Source organism: Paraburkholderia sp. Clong3 (assembly GCF_050436485.1).
GTDB lineage: Bacteria > Pseudomonadota > Gammaproteobacteria > Burkholderiales > Burkholderiaceae > Paraburkholderia > Paraburkholderia tuberum.
Map to the genome: position 1 here is coordinate 1788271 of NZ_JBNDMH010000003.1, position 15409 is coordinate 1803679.

At 64.1% G+C, this 15409-nt stretch carries 15 protein-coding genes and 1 pseudogene; 10 read left to right on the forward strand and 6 right to left on the reverse strand.

What is annotated here, in order from left to right; all coding sequences use genetic code 11:
* Positions 1 to 92: 92 nt before the first annotated feature.
* Positions 93 to 656, reverse strand: coding sequence for a flavin reductase (locus tag OKW30_RS31560; protein WP_429348548.1), 564 nt, complete (start codon positions 654 to 656; stop codon positions 93 to 95).
* A 47-nt stretch (positions 657 to 703) separates the two neighbouring features.
* Positions 704 to 2098 carry an LLM class flavin-dependent oxidoreductase gene (locus tag OKW30_RS31565; RefSeq protein ID WP_429348549.1) on the reverse strand — a complete coding sequence of 465 codons (1395 nt, stop codon included), beginning with the start codon at positions 2096 to 2098 and terminating at the stop codon, positions 704 to 706.
* Positions 2099 to 2392: 294 nt separating this feature from the next.
* Between OKW30_RS31565 and OKW30_RS31570 the strand changes: the two genes are divergently transcribed.
* The 3 genes and pseudogenes from OKW30_RS31570 to OKW30_RS31580 all read left to right on the forward strand — a co-directional run bounded on the left by OKW30_RS31570 (position 2393) and on the right by OKW30_RS31580 (position 3626).
* Positions 2393 to 2683 (forward strand): nucleotidyltransferase family protein, encoded by a 291-nt coding sequence (locus OKW30_RS31570; RefSeq protein WP_184010058.1) that lies wholly within the window; start codon positions 2393 to 2395, stop codon positions 2681 to 2683.
* A gap of 242 nt (positions 2684 to 2925) precedes the next feature.
* Positions 2926 to 3042 (forward strand): annotated as a pseudogene (locus tag OKW30_RS31575) (recombinase family protein); the annotation flags it as partial.
* 14 nt (positions 3043 to 3056) lie between these two features.
* A complete protein-coding gene (locus OKW30_RS31580; protein ID WP_429348550.1) occupies positions 3057 to 3626 on the forward strand; it encodes a helix-turn-helix domain-containing protein in 570 nt (189 codons plus the stop codon).
* 18 nt (positions 3627 to 3644) lie between these two features.
* On the opposite strand, the gene OKW30_RS31585 is transcribed toward OKW30_RS31580, so the two are convergent.
* The 3 genes from OKW30_RS31585 to OKW30_RS31595 form a co-directional block, all read right to left on the reverse strand.
* Positions 3645 to 4022, reverse strand: a complete 378-nt coding sequence (locus tag OKW30_RS31585; RefSeq protein WP_184072958.1) for a BON domain-containing protein — start codon at positions 4020 to 4022, stop codon at positions 3645 to 3647.
* A 245-nt stretch (positions 4023 to 4267) separates the two neighbouring features.
* The gene (locus OKW30_RS31590) at positions 4268 to 4690 is read right to left on the reverse strand and encodes a hypothetical protein (protein ID WP_184072960.1); all 423 of its coding nucleotides are present in this window, start codon (positions 4688 to 4690) and stop codon (positions 4268 to 4270) included.
* Positions 4687 to 5892, reverse strand: a complete 1206-nt coding sequence (locus OKW30_RS31595; protein WP_184072962.1) for a DUF6402 family protein — start codon at positions 5890 to 5892, stop codon at positions 4687 to 4689. The genes OKW30_RS31590 and OKW30_RS31595 overlap by 4 nt, the downstream gene beginning before the upstream one ends.
* Before the next feature lie 526 nt (positions 5893 to 6418).
* Here OKW30_RS31595 and OKW30_RS31600 point away from each other — a divergent pair.
* From OKW30_RS31600 to OKW30_RS31620, 5 genes are all read left to right on the forward strand, one after another.
* Positions 6419 to 6730 (forward strand): hypothetical protein, encoded by a 312-nt coding sequence (locus OKW30_RS31600; RefSeq protein WP_176078901.1) that lies wholly within the window; start codon positions 6419 to 6421, stop codon positions 6728 to 6730.
* Between the two features lie 66 nt (positions 6731 to 6796).
* Positions 6797 to 7924 carry a VIT1/CCC1 transporter family protein gene (locus tag OKW30_RS31605; protein WP_429348551.1) on the forward strand — a complete coding sequence of 376 codons (1128 nt, stop codon included), beginning with the start codon at positions 6797 to 6799 and terminating at the stop codon, positions 7922 to 7924.
* A 272-nt stretch (positions 7925 to 8196) separates the two neighbouring features.
* Complete coding sequence (locus tag OKW30_RS31610) at positions 8197 to 9372, forward strand: quaternary amine ABC transporter ATP-binding protein (protein WP_429348552.1); 1176 nt, start codon at positions 8197 to 8199, stop codon at positions 9370 to 9372.
* A complete protein-coding gene (choW, locus tag OKW30_RS31615; RefSeq protein ID WP_184038314.1) occupies positions 9365 to 10267 on the forward strand; it encodes a choline ABC transporter permease subunit in 903 nt (300 codons plus the stop codon). Before OKW30_RS31610 ends, choW begins: the two co-directional genes overlap by 8 nt.
* 20 nt (positions 10268 to 10287) lie before the next feature.
* A complete protein-coding gene (locus tag OKW30_RS31620; protein ID WP_184072972.1) occupies positions 10288 to 11289 on the forward strand; it encodes a GlxA family transcriptional regulator in 1002 nt (333 codons plus the stop codon).
* Positions 11290 to 11320: 31 nt separating this feature from the next.
* Here OKW30_RS31620 and OKW30_RS31625 read toward each other — a convergent pair whose 3' ends face one another.
* The gene (locus OKW30_RS31625) at positions 11321 to 12403 is read right to left on the reverse strand and encodes a GlxA family transcriptional regulator (protein WP_429348553.1); all 1083 of its coding nucleotides are present in this window, start codon (positions 12401 to 12403) and stop codon (positions 11321 to 11323) included.
* A gap of 325 nt (positions 12404 to 12728) precedes the next feature.
* Between OKW30_RS31625 and OKW30_RS31630 the strand changes: the two genes are divergently transcribed.
* Both OKW30_RS31630 and OKW30_RS31635 read left to right on the forward strand, forming a co-directional pair.
* Positions 12729 to 14123, forward strand: coding sequence for an L-serine ammonia-lyase (locus OKW30_RS31630; protein WP_429348554.1), 1395 nt, complete (start codon positions 12729 to 12731; stop codon positions 14121 to 14123).
* Positions 14124 to 14162: 39 nt separating this feature from the next.
* Positions 14163 to 15407, forward strand: coding sequence for a sarcosine oxidase subunit beta family protein (locus tag OKW30_RS31635; protein ID WP_187616752.1), 1245 nt, complete (start codon positions 14163 to 14165; stop codon positions 15405 to 15407).
* Positions 15408 to 15409 lie beyond the last annotated feature (2 nt).

Below are 15409 nucleotides of genomic sequence, written 5' to 3' on the forward strand. Positions count from 1 at the left end.
GGGAGCCGACGCTGACTGCTTTGCTCGACGCGTTGATCGTCGGTGCAGCGAGCGAAAGTATTGCGCTCGATCCGGAGCGCACCGCGGCAGCGCTATTCGGCCGGACGATCGCGGCCGGGCCGTTGGCGAGGCTGGGGCGGGGCAGGTGAAGCGGCGGGCGGCGCGTGAACCGAGCGCTCGCCGACGCGATGATAGCGGCGGCCGTAGTAGATCAGCGCATCGCCCGCGCCCTGCATGCGCGCGGCTTTCACCGCGCAGAAGAACACCGTGTGCGTGCCGACTTCGGTCACCGACTCGATCTCGCAGTCGAGCGACGCGAGCGCGTCCTGCAACACCGGTGCGCCGGTTGCGAGGTCGTCCCATTGCGCGGCGGCGAAGCGCTCTTCGATCGCGAGCGCGCTCGTGGCGAAGTGCGCGGCAAGCGCCTGCTGCTCGGCGCTCAGCACGTTCACGCAGAGCTTGCCGTTGCTGCGAAACGCCGCGTTGTTGCGGCTGCTGCGGTTGATGCAAACGAGCAGGGTGGGCGGCTCGTCGGTGACGCCGCAGACCGCCGACGCGGTGCAGCCCGCAAGGCCGGCTTCGCCGTCGCTGCTGACGATGTTGACGGCCGCGCCAAGCCCGGCCATCGCGTCGCGGAACGTGCTCTTGTCAAGCATGGGGGCCTCTGCTGGAAGTCGGGTTCGCCAAAACAACGGTGGTCGAGTTAGCCGCGAGCCTCGTCGTCCGCCGCCGCCGCGCAAGCCGGCGAACGGAAGCGCGCCGCCGTGTGGCTCTCAGGCAGCCGCGCATGGCCGAACAGCTTTTCGCGCAGCGTGCCGTCACGATACGCGCGCTTGTACGCGCCACGTTCCTGCAGCAGCGGCACGACCAGTTCGATGAAATCGTCGAAGCACTCGGGCACGACGGTGCGCGACAGATTGAAGCCATCGACGCCGGTTTGCTCGGTCCACGCGATCAGATCGTCGGCGATCTTGTCGGCCGAACCGACGAGCGGCTGCTGGCGGCTGCCGAGCACCATCTGTTCGAGCAGCTTGCGCTTCGTCCATTGCGGACCGGCCGCGCGCGTCATCGCTTCGACGTTCGACACGATCGCCTGGCTCTTGCCCGTTTCGATCGGCTCGTCGAGGTCGTAGCGCGCGAAGTCGATGCCAAGCGATGCGGCCGCGTGCACCAGCGCCGCCTCCGAGCTCACATAGCGGCGGTACTCCTCGAATTTCTCCCGCGCTTGCTGATCGGTGCGGCCCGTGATCACGGTCTGGCCGAGCAGTACCTTGATGTCGTCGGCGCGGCGGCCGCCGGCGACCGCGTGCGCGCGGATGTCGTCGACGATCGTCTTGACCGCCGGCTTCGCCTGGCCGTTGACGAACACGCACTCCGCGTGTGCCGCCGCGAACTGTTTGCCGCGCGCAGACGAACCGGCCTGATACAGCACCGGCGTGCGCTGCGGCGACGGCTCCGCGAGATGCATCGCATCGACGCGGTACTGCTTGCCTTGGTGATGGATCACGTGGACTTTCGACGCGTCCGCATAGACGCCGCGCGCCTTGTCGCGCAGCACCGCGCCGTCTTCCCAGCTGCATTCCCACAGCTTGTACACGAGCTCCATGTACTCGTCGGCGAGATCGTAGCGGTCGTCGTGCGCCATCTGTCCGCTCAGGCCGATCGCGCGCGATGCGCTGTCCAGATAGCCGGTCACGATGTTCCAGCCGACCCGGCCGCGCGTCAGATGATCGAGCGTCGACATGCGGCGCGCGAACAGAAACGGCTGCTCGACCGACAGATTCGACGTGACGCCGAACGACAGATGCCGCGTGAGCGCGGCCATCGCCGGAATCAGCAGCGTCGGATCGTTGACCGGCACCTGCACGGCGCCGCCGATTGCCGCGTCCGGGCTGCCGCCGTAGACGTCGTACACGCCGACCACGTCCGCGAAAAAGATGCCGTCGAACAGGCCCGCTTCGAGCTTGCGCGCGTAGTCGGTCCAGTACTGCAGATCCATGTAGCGCGTGGACTGATCGCGCGGATGGGTCCACAGCCCTTGCTGGATGTGGCCTACGCAGTTCATGTCGAACGCGTTGAGAACGATTTCCTTCGGCATGGTGTGTTCCTGCTGACGAGCGGGTTCGGGCGATGGCGTTTCGTTTAATATAGTGGACGAAAAATCACTATGCAAGACATGGTTGGCTGGCTGTGCCGGTTGCGGTGGTCGTAGCGGCCTGAACTGGTCTGCGCTGATCCTGACGCTGCTGCGTCAAAGGTAATCAGCTTGGCGTAGGCCGTGCCGGGGCAGCAAGCCCGCCAACGCAACCGGCATGGCACGGGAGGTGAAGGCATTGCGAGTCTCGACTCAATCGCTTATCGTCTCGATGAGTTTCGATAAGAAAGGATGCCCATGCGACCGTCCGTTGTTCTCGACATGAAGCGCAGCGTAGTGCGCGAAGCGACGAGTCGCTTCCGCGCAGCGAACCCGCGCGTGTTCGGCTCGGTGCTGCACGGCACCGACCGGGACGGCAGCGACCTCGATCTGCTGGTCGATGCGCTGCCAGGGGCGACGCTGTTCGACCTTGGGGGGTTGCAGGATGAACTGGAAGCGCTACTCGGCGTCCACGTCGATCTGCTGACCCCGGCCGACCTGCCGCAGAAGTTCCGGGCCAAGGTGCTTGCGGAGGCGCAGCCGGTATGAACGAGAACCGCTTGCTGGACTACCTCGACCACATGCAGCAAGCCGCAACCGATGCTTGCAGTGCAAACGGCGCTACCAGAGCTACTGAAACAACTGCCTGCCGCGTGCCAGGATGCCGAAGATGAAGACCGCAAGGACGATGGAATGAAGCAATGACCAAGCGGATGGAGCTAACGGAACTGAAGGCAACTATCTCGGCCGCCGGCGGCAACGAACTCGTCAATCGGCACTGTCACGCCACGATCATCGGCTACCCCCGTGTCTCGACGCAGGATCAGAACCTTGAGTTGCAACAAGAGGCCTTGACCAAAGCCGGTTGTCGAAAGGTCTTTGAGGATAAGGTGCCACCCACTTGCGCAACGACGACCCCGCCATGTCCGAAACTTCCGCCATCGATCTGACCCAGGCGATCTCCGCGCGCGTGAAGACCGAGCGCGAGGCGCGCAATTGGTCGCTCGCCGAGTTGGCCGAGCGCTCGGGTGTATCGAAGGCGATGATCAGCAAGATCGAGCGCGGCGAGGCGAGTCCGACCGCGACGGTGCTCGGGCGGCTGTCGGGCGCGTTCGGGCTGACGCTGTCCACGTTGCTCGCGCTCGCCGAGCAGACCGGCGAGCGGCTCGTGCGTCATGCCGACCAGTCGCTGTGGGAGGACCCCGAAACCGGCTATACGCGGCGGCGCATTTCACCGCCGACCGGCGGCGTGCTGGAACTGCTCGAAATCGAATTGCCGATTGGGGTGAGGGTGCCTTATCCGTCGGATGCGTTCGTGTTTCAGCATCAGCAGATCTGGGTCACGCAAGGGGTGCTGACGTTTCGCGAGGGCGCGCTCACGCACCGGCTCGAAGCGGGGGATTGTTTGCAACTCGGTGCGCCGGTCGAATGCGAGTTCTTCAATGCGGGCACCGAGGTGTGCAGATACGTGGTGGGCTTGGTGCGGCGCTGAGTTGCGTCCAGCTTGTGCTCAGCTCCCGCCACTCCCGCGGGATGGCAGGTTCAGGGTGAGTCTGTTGGTCACCGAGGTCACGCCCGGCACGCCTTTCGCAACATCGCCAGCCTGCTGGATCATGTCGCCCTGAGGCACCGAGCCAGTCAACGTCACCGCGCCGCCGCGCGCCCGCACGAACACGTTCGATACATTGAAGCCCGGCGCTTTACCGAGCGCGCGCCGCACGTCGCGGCCGAGCTTGCGATCTGCTGCACGCGTCGATTGGGCGGTCGTGGCCGGCGCAGGTGCCGTGGCGGCGGGCGCTTGCGCGTCGCTTGCCTGCGCATAGGCGCTGGATGCGGTTGCCACGCACAATGCCATACCGAGCGCCTTCAAAAGATTGACTGTTTTCACGGATTCACCATCCTCGATAAGTTGATGTCGCTTCGTTGCATGTTAGAAACTTCGCGCTTTGTCGAGCTGGTCTGGACCCTGGGAAGCGTCTGTCTTGTAGAGGAGTGGTGGTGTTGGCGCTTCCGGCGCGGTTAAAAGATACTCCTGACGGCGCGGACATGCCAAAAAACTGAATCGCGGAAGGAAGTGCGTGCGGCTTGAATCCAGCACGGTGAGACACAGGCACCGGCATACGACGCAGCCGACTATAAGCGCGGGCGCGCGGCGGCTAGTTTGTCCCAGAACGACGGAGGTAACGAAATACTCGAATCTCCTTCACCGCCATCTCCGCGGGAAAATTCGACGGACGGACCGAGATAACGGGGCGGCGAATACGGATTCAGCGAGTATCGCAGACCCGTTGACCAGAAAAGATCGGGGACAGGCGTGCTGAACGTGCGCTGTGCAAGCAGCTTCCCAGTTTTTGCATCGAATAGCCTGCCGACATATTCAGGGCTTCCACTGCGGCCCGGAATCCATCGCAACAGGCAAAGCTCTGCCGTGTACAGGCCGTGGGCAGGTGCCGATTTGCGACACTCGCTTCCTTGCGGAGTATGGTCGAACAGACCGAGATAAAGCACGGCAATGAGACCCGCTAACAATGCGACACGCGTAGAGATGCGTTTCATAGATAGAGCACGATCGGCGGAAAGATGTGAACGAAGCGACGGTCCGAGTAGATGATGAAATCACCACCGCGCTGATGTCTGATCGCCCATTGTCGGAAATCGCTGTTGTGGATCGGGTAATAGACCTGTCCTTTGATAACCGGATCGCCAAGCGTAACAGGCGACTCCACGTAAGGAATATATCGTGATGCCGCGGCTACGCCATCGAGCGGCATCACGATAACGCCGTTACTGCTCCAATGCCCCAGATACTGGGACCGCTGCCCCGGCTCATCGGTAAACGTGAAGTTATCTTTCACATAGATCCATGCACCCGTTACTTCGGCAGTGGTTTTTTGCGTACCAAATGGGTCCCTCGACAGGCGGACGTGAGCAATAGCGGCATAGATTACGAACGATCCAAGCGCAGCGGTCAAATCGTCGGGGACGCCTGTTCGCACAGCATCCGCCATCAGTTGCAGCTTGATTTTTTCCGCAAAGGTACCGTCAACCTCGACGTGTTGAAACTGGAAAAACTGATGCAGGTGTTGGGGATCATCCCGACAGATATCGTGCGTAGATAGCTCGCTTCTGTGCCTGTAGAAACGAAGCTTCTTTTGAAGCACTTGAAGCGCCGCGGGTGAACGGATTGCATCGTTGATCAGGTAGTCGTATTTCCGTCTGGCACGAGCGAACTCCAATATCCAGTCCATCTTTACCGTGGTTGTGTCGTACATGTCAGGCGGATACGGTTTGCCTTCCTGATTGATTTCCTTGATCTCATCGCTGGGGATTGCGGAATAGTTCAAGCGGCCGGCAAACCATCGCTCCATTAACTTTGCCCCAATGGGCATCATTTCCTTGCGCAGAGCCTGCGGGATTTCCTGGATATCGAATGGCGGTACCGTCTTTTTCGGGGCGGCGATCTTCTCCGCTTTGGGTGGTTTGGGCGGCACAGGCGTCTTTAACCATGTGCTGAACCGGGAAACCGAATCGGCGACCTTGAGAAGGTCGTTGATCATTTTTACGGTCGGATCAGATTTGGGTGACTTGGGTGGGCTTGGCACGGCTTTCGGCTTCGCGACTGGCAGGGCCGGAAGCGGAGGCGGTGGATTGTCAGTGGAGAGCGAGACCTCATGCACGATGCGGGCCCCGTCTTGCTTCTTCCAACGCCAAAAAAGCTTGTCGATCTTGTAGTAAGAGAATTTTTCGTCGTGGTTCATAGGCGCTTACGGCTCGTGATGTAAAAATCAACGGAACTGGATAGCCCCAAACGCTCGAATTCGACTATCGGGAATTGAGCATGGCCGCGTTGCAACCGATCCGCGCCACTATTGTTCGCGAGTCAATCCGCGGCAAAAGCCGGAGTATTCTGAAATTGAGGCCGCAGGGCCGAGCCGCTGCCAAAATGGCAGCGCCGCGTCAAAGCCCAACAACGCGTTTCATTTACCTCGTCAGTCCTTGTAATCAAGCCGAACTTGGCGATTACGATGTTCGAGAGAAAGAAGCCGTACCGTTTTGTAATTCTGCAATGCAGCACGACCTAAAACGGTGCACAGCAAGTGTCACCCATGAATACCCACCGATGAAGCGACGCCCGCAGCAGTCCACGCTCCCGACCCACCTCCCGCTATTTGGCTGTAAGCTCCCGTTGACGGGTTCGCGTGGAGGCTGCGCGACCCGGCGTGTGGTTCACGATTCGCAGACGCAACTCGTACGTTATTGCCAATTTTTCAGGGGATATCAGTGATGAAGAGCTTCGCCATTAAACGAATCATGCTGGGCGTTTCGGCCGTCGCACTGATGGCCGGTACGATTCCGCTCGCGCTCGCGCAGGGCTCGACGGATGCCGCAGCCCAGGAAGGCGCGACGACGACCACCCCAAAGCCGACCAAGGCCGAGCGCAAGGCAGAGCGCAAACAGGCCCGCGCGAAAAAGAACGCCGAGTTGAAGAAACTCGAAGACGCGGGCTACCAGCCGGCGCAGAACGATCCGAACTATCCGGACAAGCTGCAGGCAGCCCAGAAGAAGGCCGGCGTTGGTGCGCCTGCCAGCCAGTAACGGACACCGGAAGCCCGGCGTGGCATTCATCGTTGATGAGGCGCCGGGCAGTTGCGAGGCGCGATCATGGCAACGAAACATGAAGTGAAACGCTACAAGGCGAATCTCTCCGACGAACTGCACAGCGCTGCCCTCTATGAGACGCTCGCGCAGGTCGAGAAAGACGAGACCCGCAAGCAGGTCTATCAGGATCTCGCGCAATCCGAACACAGCCACGCGCAAGTGTGGGCCGACAAGCTCAGAGCCAATGGCATCGAACCGAAGGGCCGTGGCCATGCGGTCAAGACGCGTCTGATGAAGGGGCTCGTGCGCGTGTGCGGCGCGGACTTCGTGCTGCCAACGCTCGCCGCAGCCGAATACGCGGACCGCAACAAATATCAAGGCCAACGCGACGCGGGCCACATGTCCGCCGACGAACATCATCACGCGGCCGTCGTGCAGACGCTCGCGGGCACCGGCAATGCCAACCTGTCGTCCGGCGCGCGCATTGCCGCGGCCGAGTCGTGGCACAAGGGCGCCGCGTCGGGCAACGATCTGCGCGCGGCGGTTCTCGGCGCGAACGATGGCCTCGTGTCCAACTTCTGCCTGATCATGGGCGTCGCCGGCGCGGGCACCGGCAACCAGGCGATCCTGTTGACCGGCCTCGCCGGGCTGATCGCCGGTGCCTGTTCGATGGCGCTCGGCGAATGGCTGTCGGTCACCAATGCGCGCGAACTCGCGAGCACGCAGATCGCCAAGGAAGCCGAGGAGATCGAAGAACAGCCCGAAGCGGAGGAGCACGAGCTCGCGCTGATCTACCGCGCGAAAGGGCTCGACGCGAGCGAGGCGAAACGCGTGGCTTCGCAGATGATGCGCGACAAGGACAAGGCGCTCGACACCCTCACGCGCGAGGAGCTCGGTCTCGATCCGGCGGAACTGGGCGGCAATCCGTGGTCGGCGGCGGGTGTGTCGTTCTGCTTGTTCTCGCTCGGCGCGATTTTCCCGGTGATGCCGTTCCTGTGGACACGCGGCGTCAGCGCAATCGTGCAGTGTGTCGTGCTGAGCATGCTGGCGCTCGCGTCGATCGGCGTGTTCACGTCGTTGTTCAACGGACGCAGCGCGGGGTTTTCGGCGCTGCGCCAGATCGTCATCGGGCTCATCGCGGCAGGGTTCACGTTCGGCGTCGGACGCTTGCTGGGCGTGTCGATTTCCTGAACCCGGCGCCTCTCAGGCGCCTCGCGCTCGCCGCCGTCCGGGAGCGCCGCTTGCTCTGTTGCGACACGCTCCGCGCGCGGGCCAACCCGCGTCAATCCTTTCTCCCACAACTTTCTCCCACAAGGGTTTGCTCGCCGCGCCGAGCGTCCACGGCATGGCCGGGTGTCGCATTTCCTCATGTGGTTGTCGGAATTAGTCGGTTAGCCGCACTTTTTTCTGGCAACTATGTAGGCACAGCGCGGACGGACGTCCGCAGGCGAGGAGAGCACTCGATGAATTCCCCCAAGGTCGTGGTCGAAGGGCTGTGCAAGGTGTTCGGCGGCAACCCGAAACAGGCGCTCGCGATGCTGGCCGGCGGCGCCACGAAAGAAGAGGTGTTTGCCCGCACCGGTCAGATCGTCGGCGTCCACAACGCGTCGTTCGAGGTTCGCGAGGGCGAGATCTTCGTGCTGATGGGTCTGTCCGGCTCGGGCAAGTCGACGCTGATTCGCCTGATCAATCGGCTCGTCGAGCCCAGCGCCGGCAAGGTGCTGATCGACGGCCGCGATGTCGCGGGCGTGCCGCGCGCCGAGCTGACCGCGTTGCGCCGCAAGGACATGAGCATGGTGTTCCAGTCCTTCGCGCTGATGCCGCAGCGCAACGTGCTGGCCAACGCGGCGTTCGGGCTCGAAGTAGCGGGCGTCGGCCGCAAGGAGCGCGAGACGCGGGCGCTGACGGTGCTCGAACAGGTCGGCCTTGCACCGTTCGCGCAGAAACTGCCGGCCGAGTTGTCGGGCGGCATGCAGCAGCGCGTCGGGCTTGCGCGCGCGCTCGCGGTCAACCCGTCGCTGATGATCATGGACGAGGCGTTCTCCGCGCTCGATCCGCTCAAGCGCAAGGAGATGCAGAACGTGCTGCTCGATCTGCAACGCGAGCAGCAGCGCACGATCCTGTTCGTGTCGCACGATCTCGAGGAGGCGATGCGCATCGGCACGCGCATCGCGATCATGGAAGGCGGCCGTGTCGTGCAGATCGGCACGCCGCGGGAAATCATCAAGAACCCGGCCGACGACTACGTGCGAGCGTTCTTCGAAGGCATCGACACGAGCCGCTATCTGACGGCCGGCGATCTGATGCAGACCGACGACGTGCCGCTGATGCACGCGCCGCAGATCGACGCGTCGAGCGTCGCCGCGACGCTCAACGGCAGCGCCGACTACGCGTTCGTGCTCGATAGCGAGCGCCGGATTCGCGGCTTCGTGTGCCGCGATGCGACGGGCAGCGCGTCGCCGAAACTCAACCAGGTCGAATGCATCCGCCGCAGCACGCCGCTCGACGACGTGGTCGCGCGCGTGGTGGCGAGCCGCGCGCCGCTGCCGGTCGTCGAAGCGGACGGCTCCTACTGCGGTTCGGTCAACAAGACGAACGTGCTGAACGTTCTCACGCGCCATCGAGGTTCCCATGTCTGAAGTCATTCCACTTGGCGCCTGGGTCGATCGCGGCGTTCACTACCTGCTCGATCACGACGCGCAGACCTTCGACACGATCGGCAAGGTCATCGAGAGTTTCGCCGCGGCTGTCGAGCACGGTTTGCAGGCCGTGCCGATGTGGGCGCTGATGGCGTTTTTCGTCGGCATCGGCTTGTGGCGCGTCGGCTGGCGCTTCGCGCTGTTCACGCTGGCGGCGCTGCTGCTGATCTACGGCACCGGCTTCTGGGATCAGATGGTGATCACGCTCGGCCTCACGCTGTCATCGACGGTGATCAGTCTCGTGCTCGGCGTGCCGCTCGGCATCTGGATGGCGAAGAGCCGCGCCGTCGAAATGATCGTGCGCCCGGTGCTCGATCTGATGCAGACCATGCCCGCGTTCGTCTACCTGATTCCGGCCGCGATGCTGTTCGGTCTCGGCCGCGTGCCGGGCATCCTGTCGACGGTGATCTTCGCGATGCCGCCCGCGGTGCGTCTGACCGCGCTCGGCATCAAGCACGTGAATCGCGAAATCGTCGAAGCGGGACAGGCGTTCGGCTGCACGCCGTGGCAACTGCTGTACAAGGTGCAGTTTCCGAACGCGCTGCCGTCGATCATGACCGGCGTGAACCAGACCATCATGATGGCGCTGTCGATGGTGATCATCGCGTCGATGGTCGGTGCGGGCGGCCTCGGTAACGACGTGCTCGCGAGCATCCAGCGGCTCGATATCGGACTCGGCTTCGAAAGCGGCATGTCGGTCGTGATGCTGGCGATCATTCTGGACCGCATCACCGAGAGCTTCGGCCGGGCGCCGGGCAAGGTACGCGCCCCCTTGCTCGCCGGTTTGCGCAATGCGATGAAAGTGCGCCGCGAGCCGGCGGCGCAACACGGTTGACGGCCTGATTCGATACGTCCATGAAGCGCGACGCAATCGCCTCCGCCGAAGCCGATGCGCGGCTGTGCGCCGTCGCGCACGTCGCGCACGTCGGCTTCCTGACGCTGCCGAACTTCTCGATGATCGCGTTCACGAGCGCGGTCGAGGTGCTGCGCATGGCGAACTACGTGGGCCGCGCGCAGCACTACCGGTGGTCGGTGATCACGCCGGACGGCGAGCCGGCGCGCGCGAGCAACGGCATCACGGTGAAACCGACCACCACGCTCGCCGAGGCCGGCATGCCGGACCTGCTGTTCGTGTGCGCGGGCTGGCACGTGCGCGAGTATGTGAACGACGCGGTGATCGCGCTGCTGCGCGAGGCGGCCGCGCACCGCGTGCCGCTCGGCGGCATCTGCACGGGTCCATATGCGCTGCTCGCGGCCGGGCTGCTCGACGGCTATCGCGCGACCGTGCATTGGGAGGACATGTCGCCGTTGCACCAGCGCTATCCGCACGTGCATTTCGACGACGAACTGTTCGTGATCGACCGCGACCGGCTGACCTGCACCGGCGGAACCGCGCCGCTCGATCTGATGCTGCATCTGGTGGGCATGCGGCTGGGGGCCGCGGTGGCCGCGCAGGTGTCCGAGCAATTCATCGTCGAGCGGATTCGCGGCTCGACCGATTACCAGCACATTCCGGTCGACGCGCGGGTCGGCCTGTCGCGCACCGAACTGATCGAAGTGGTGCGGCTGATGGAAGCGAACATCGAGGAGCCTCTATCACTCGACGAACTCGCCCGGCTCGTCAACCTGTCGCAGCGTCATTTGCAACGGATGTTCAAGCTATTCCTGAACGTGTCGCCGACGCATTACTACCTGAGCTTGCGGCTGCGCCGCGCGCGCGATCTGCTGCGCAATACCGACGCGTCGATCGCGCGCGTGACCATGGTGTGCGGTTTTCATTCTCCGTGTCATTTCAGCAAGGCCTATCGCGCGCAGTTCGGACATGCGCCGAGCGTCGAGCGGCGCATGCCGGAGTAGCGGGTGCCGCGGCCTCGCATGCCGCGCAGATTCAGATCGCCTGCGCGCGGCCCGGAAACGTTTCGTCGTAGCACGAGCCGTCGTCGGCTTGCTGCGCCGTGCCGCGCTGCTCGCGATACATCATCGGCGGCACGCCGAACTGTTTGCGAAATTCCCGTCCCAGGTGCGAGGCGTCCGAAAAGCCGCAGCTCGACGCGATATCGGCGACGGTTTTGTCTGAGCTCGTCAACAACCACGCGGCGGTGCGCAGGCGCACCAGCTTCGCGTAGGCCTGCGGCGCCTTGCCGGTCTGCGCCTTGAACAGCCGTTCGAGCTGACGCGGCGACAGATCGAGCTTGCCCGCCAGTTCGTCGAGCGGCAGCGCGCGGCCCACGTGCTGCTCCATCAGCAGGATCGCGCGCTTGACCTTCGGATGCGAGGCCGGCGCGAGACCGGGAGGATGAGGCTGCGGCGCGTTGCCTTTCTGCAGGTCGTCGACGAGCAGGATGCGCAGCGCCTTCTGCACCGTGGCGGTTTCGAAATGACGCAGCAGGATCGCGGCGGCGACGTCGATCGACGCGCGGCCGCCGGAACAGGTGATGCGCCGCCGGTCGATCACGAACAGCCGGTCGGCGACCAGCATCTGTTCGTCGACCGACGGAAAGCGCTCGATGAAATCCCAGTAGTGAAACCAGCTCACGCAGATCCGATGGCCGTCGAGCACGCCCGCGCGCATCAGCGAGAACACGCCGGTGCACATGCCGACCAGCGTCGTGTCGCGGGCTGCGGCGCGGCGGATAAACGCGAGCGTCGCCTCGCTCGCGGCCGGCCCCGAGTGCAGCAGTCCGCCGACCACCACCACGTAGTCGAACTTCCCGGCGGTCTCGAAGGTTTCCCACGGCGTGATCTGGATGCCGCAACTCGCGCGCACCGGGGCCAGGGTTTCCCCGATCACGCTCCACGAACAGCGCACCGGCTTGCTGAAGTCGCCTTCGTCGGCGGACAGGCGCAGCAGGTCGACGAAACCCGAGAATGCGGTCAGCGTGAAGTTCGGCAGCAGGATGATGCCGAAGCGGATGCGCTGCTTCGTGGCTGTGTCGAGTGAGGGAGGGGCAAGCGTTTCAGCGGAATTCATGCGCGCGGCGGGTCGGTGAAAAAAACGGCGAAAGAGGAACGGACGTTGACCGAAACGGTGAAGCCGAGGATAGCACCACGGACCTTCAGCATTGCCGGCCGCAATCGGGCCGCCTGTCGCAAATGCGTCCCAAGTCATCGCAAATGCGCCGGGAGACCCGCGTGGCGGCTCACCTGACGACGCCATCCCATTGCGATGCCGTTTTTATTCTATCGATCCGGCCCGGCGTGCGGTGCAATAGACGCACATTCCATCCGGGCGCATGAGTCGAGTCGAAGCGCTTCCGGCCATCGCAACACGCAAGACACAACGCACAAGGCACGCCATGAACGTCAGCGTCTTCGATCTGTTCAAGATCGGCATCGGTCCATCCAGCTCGCACACGGTCGGGCCGATGATCGCTGCATGCCGCTTCGCATCGCACATCGAGGACGCGAATCTGCTCGGCTTCGTGCGGCGCGTCAGAGCCGAGCTGTTCGGCTCGCTCGGCGCGACCGGCAAGGGCCACGGCACCGACAAGGCGGTGCTGCTCGGCCTCGAAGGCAATCTGCCCGACCGGCTCGATCCTGAGCTGATCGAGCCGCGGCTGCGCGCGATCCGCGAGACCCGACAGCTCGTGCTGCTCGGCAAGCATGCGGTCGCGTTCGACGAGCGCGAACATGTCGGCTTCTTGCGCAAGCTGATGCCGGGCGCGCGGGGCTCGGGCGTCGTGCATCCGAACGGCATGCGCTTCCAGGCCTTCGACGAGAACGGTCAACTGCTCGTCGAAAAAGAGTACTTCTCGATCGGCGGCGGCTTCGTCGTCAATCGCGACGGCGACCGCGTGAACGGCCGGCGCGCCAACGCGGAGGTGCCGTATCCGTTTCGCACCGGCGACGATCTGATGCGCGTGTGCCGCGAAAGCGGCCTGTCGATCGCCGAAGTGACGTTGCGCAACGAATGCGCGACCCGGCCCGAGCCCGAAGTGCGCGAGGGCCTGCTGGCGATCTGGCGCACGATGGCCGCGTGTGTCGAGCGCGGTTGCAAGGCGCGCGGCGAGTTGCCCGGCCCGCTGCACGTGAAGCGCCGCGCGGCCGAGCTGTGCGAGCGCTTGCGCGCACGCTCGGAAGAATCGCTGCGCGACCCGCTGTCGATGCTCGACTGGGTCAACCTGTACGCGATGGCCGTCAACGAGGAGAACGCCGCGGGCGGCCGGGTCGTCACCGCGCCGACCAATGGCGCGGCCGGCGTGATCCCGGCAGTGCTGCACTACTACGTGAAATTCATGCATGCGGCGAACGACGCCGGCATCGTCGACTTCCTGCTGACCGCCGCGGCGATCGGCATCATCTACAAGGAAACGGCGTCGATCTCCGGCGCCGAGGTGGGCTGCCAGGGCGAAGTGGGCGTGGCCTGCTCGATGGCCGCCGCCGCGCTCGCGGCCGTGATGGGCGGCACGCCCACCCAGGTCGAGAACGCCGCCGAAATCGGCATGGAACACAACCTCGGCATGACCTGCGATCCGGTCGGCGGGCTGGTGCAGATTCCGTGCATCGAGCGCAACGCGATGGGCGCGATCAAGGCGATCAACGCGGCCCGCCTCGCGATGAAGGGCGACGGCAAGCACGTGGTGTCGCTCGACAGTGTGATCCGCACCATGCGCGAAACCGGCGCCGACATGAAGACGAAATACAAGGAGACGTCGCGCGGCGGACTGGCCGTGAACGTCATCGAGTGTTGAACCGCTACACCGCATCTGCAAAACCGCAAAGGAACGACGATGAGCCGCTATTCGATATTCAGCCTGCTACGCAACGGGATGTCGTATCACGAGAACTGGGAGCGGCAATGGCGCAGCCCCGAGCCTAAACGTGAATACGACGTCGTGATCGTGGGCGGCGGCGGGCACGGTCTTGCGACCGCGTACTACCTCGCGAAGGAGCATGGCGTGCGCAATGTCGCGGTGCTCGAGAAGGGCTGGATCGGCGGCGGCAACACCGCGCGCAATACGACGATCGTGCGGTCGAACTACCTGTGGGACGAATCCGCCGCGCTCTACGAGAAGGCGATGAAGCTCTGGGAAGGGCTCGCGCAGGATCTGAACTACAACGTGATGTTCAGCCAGCGCGGCGTGATGAATCTCGCGCATACGCTGCAGGACGTGCGCGACACCGAACGCCGCGTCAACGCGAACCGCCTGAACGGCGTCGACGCCGAATTTCTCACGCCCGCGCAGATCAAGGAACTCGAGCCGACCATCAATCTGAACAGCCGCTACCCGGTGCTCGGCGCATCGATCCAGCGGCGCGGCGGCGTGGCCCGGCACGATGCGGTGGCGTGGGGCTTCGCGCGCGGCGCCGATCAGGCCGGCGTCGACATCGTGCAGAACTGCCAGGTCGTCGGCATTCGCCGCGACGGCAGCCAGGTGACGGGCGTCGACACGACGAAGGGTTTCATCAAGGCGAAGAAGGTCGCGGTGGTCGCGGCCGGCAACACGTCGACGCTCGCCGATATGGCCGGCGTGCGGCTGCCGCTCGAAAGCCATCCGTTGCAGGCGCTGGTGTCGGAGCCGATCAAGCCGGTCGTCAACACGGTCGTGATGTCGAATGCGGTCCATGCGTATATCAGCCAGTCCGACAAGGGCGATCTCGTGATCGGCGCGGGCGTCGATCAGTACACGGGCTTTGGGCAGCGCGGCAGCTTCCAGATCATCGAGGGCACGCTCGAGGCGATCGTCGAGATGTTCCCGGTGTTTTCGCGCGTGCGGATGAACCGGCAGTGGGGCGGCATCGTCGACGTGTCGCCGGACGCGTGCCCGATCATCAGCAAGACCGATGTGAAGGGACTGTATTTCAACTGCGGCTGGGGGACGGGCGGCTTCAAGGCGACGCCCGGATCGGGATGGGTCTGTGCGCACACGATCGCGAAGGACGAACCCCATCCGTTGAACGCGCCGTTTTCGCTGGACCGGTTCTATACCGGTCATCTGATCGATGAGCATGGCGCTGCCGCCGTGGCCCACTAGTC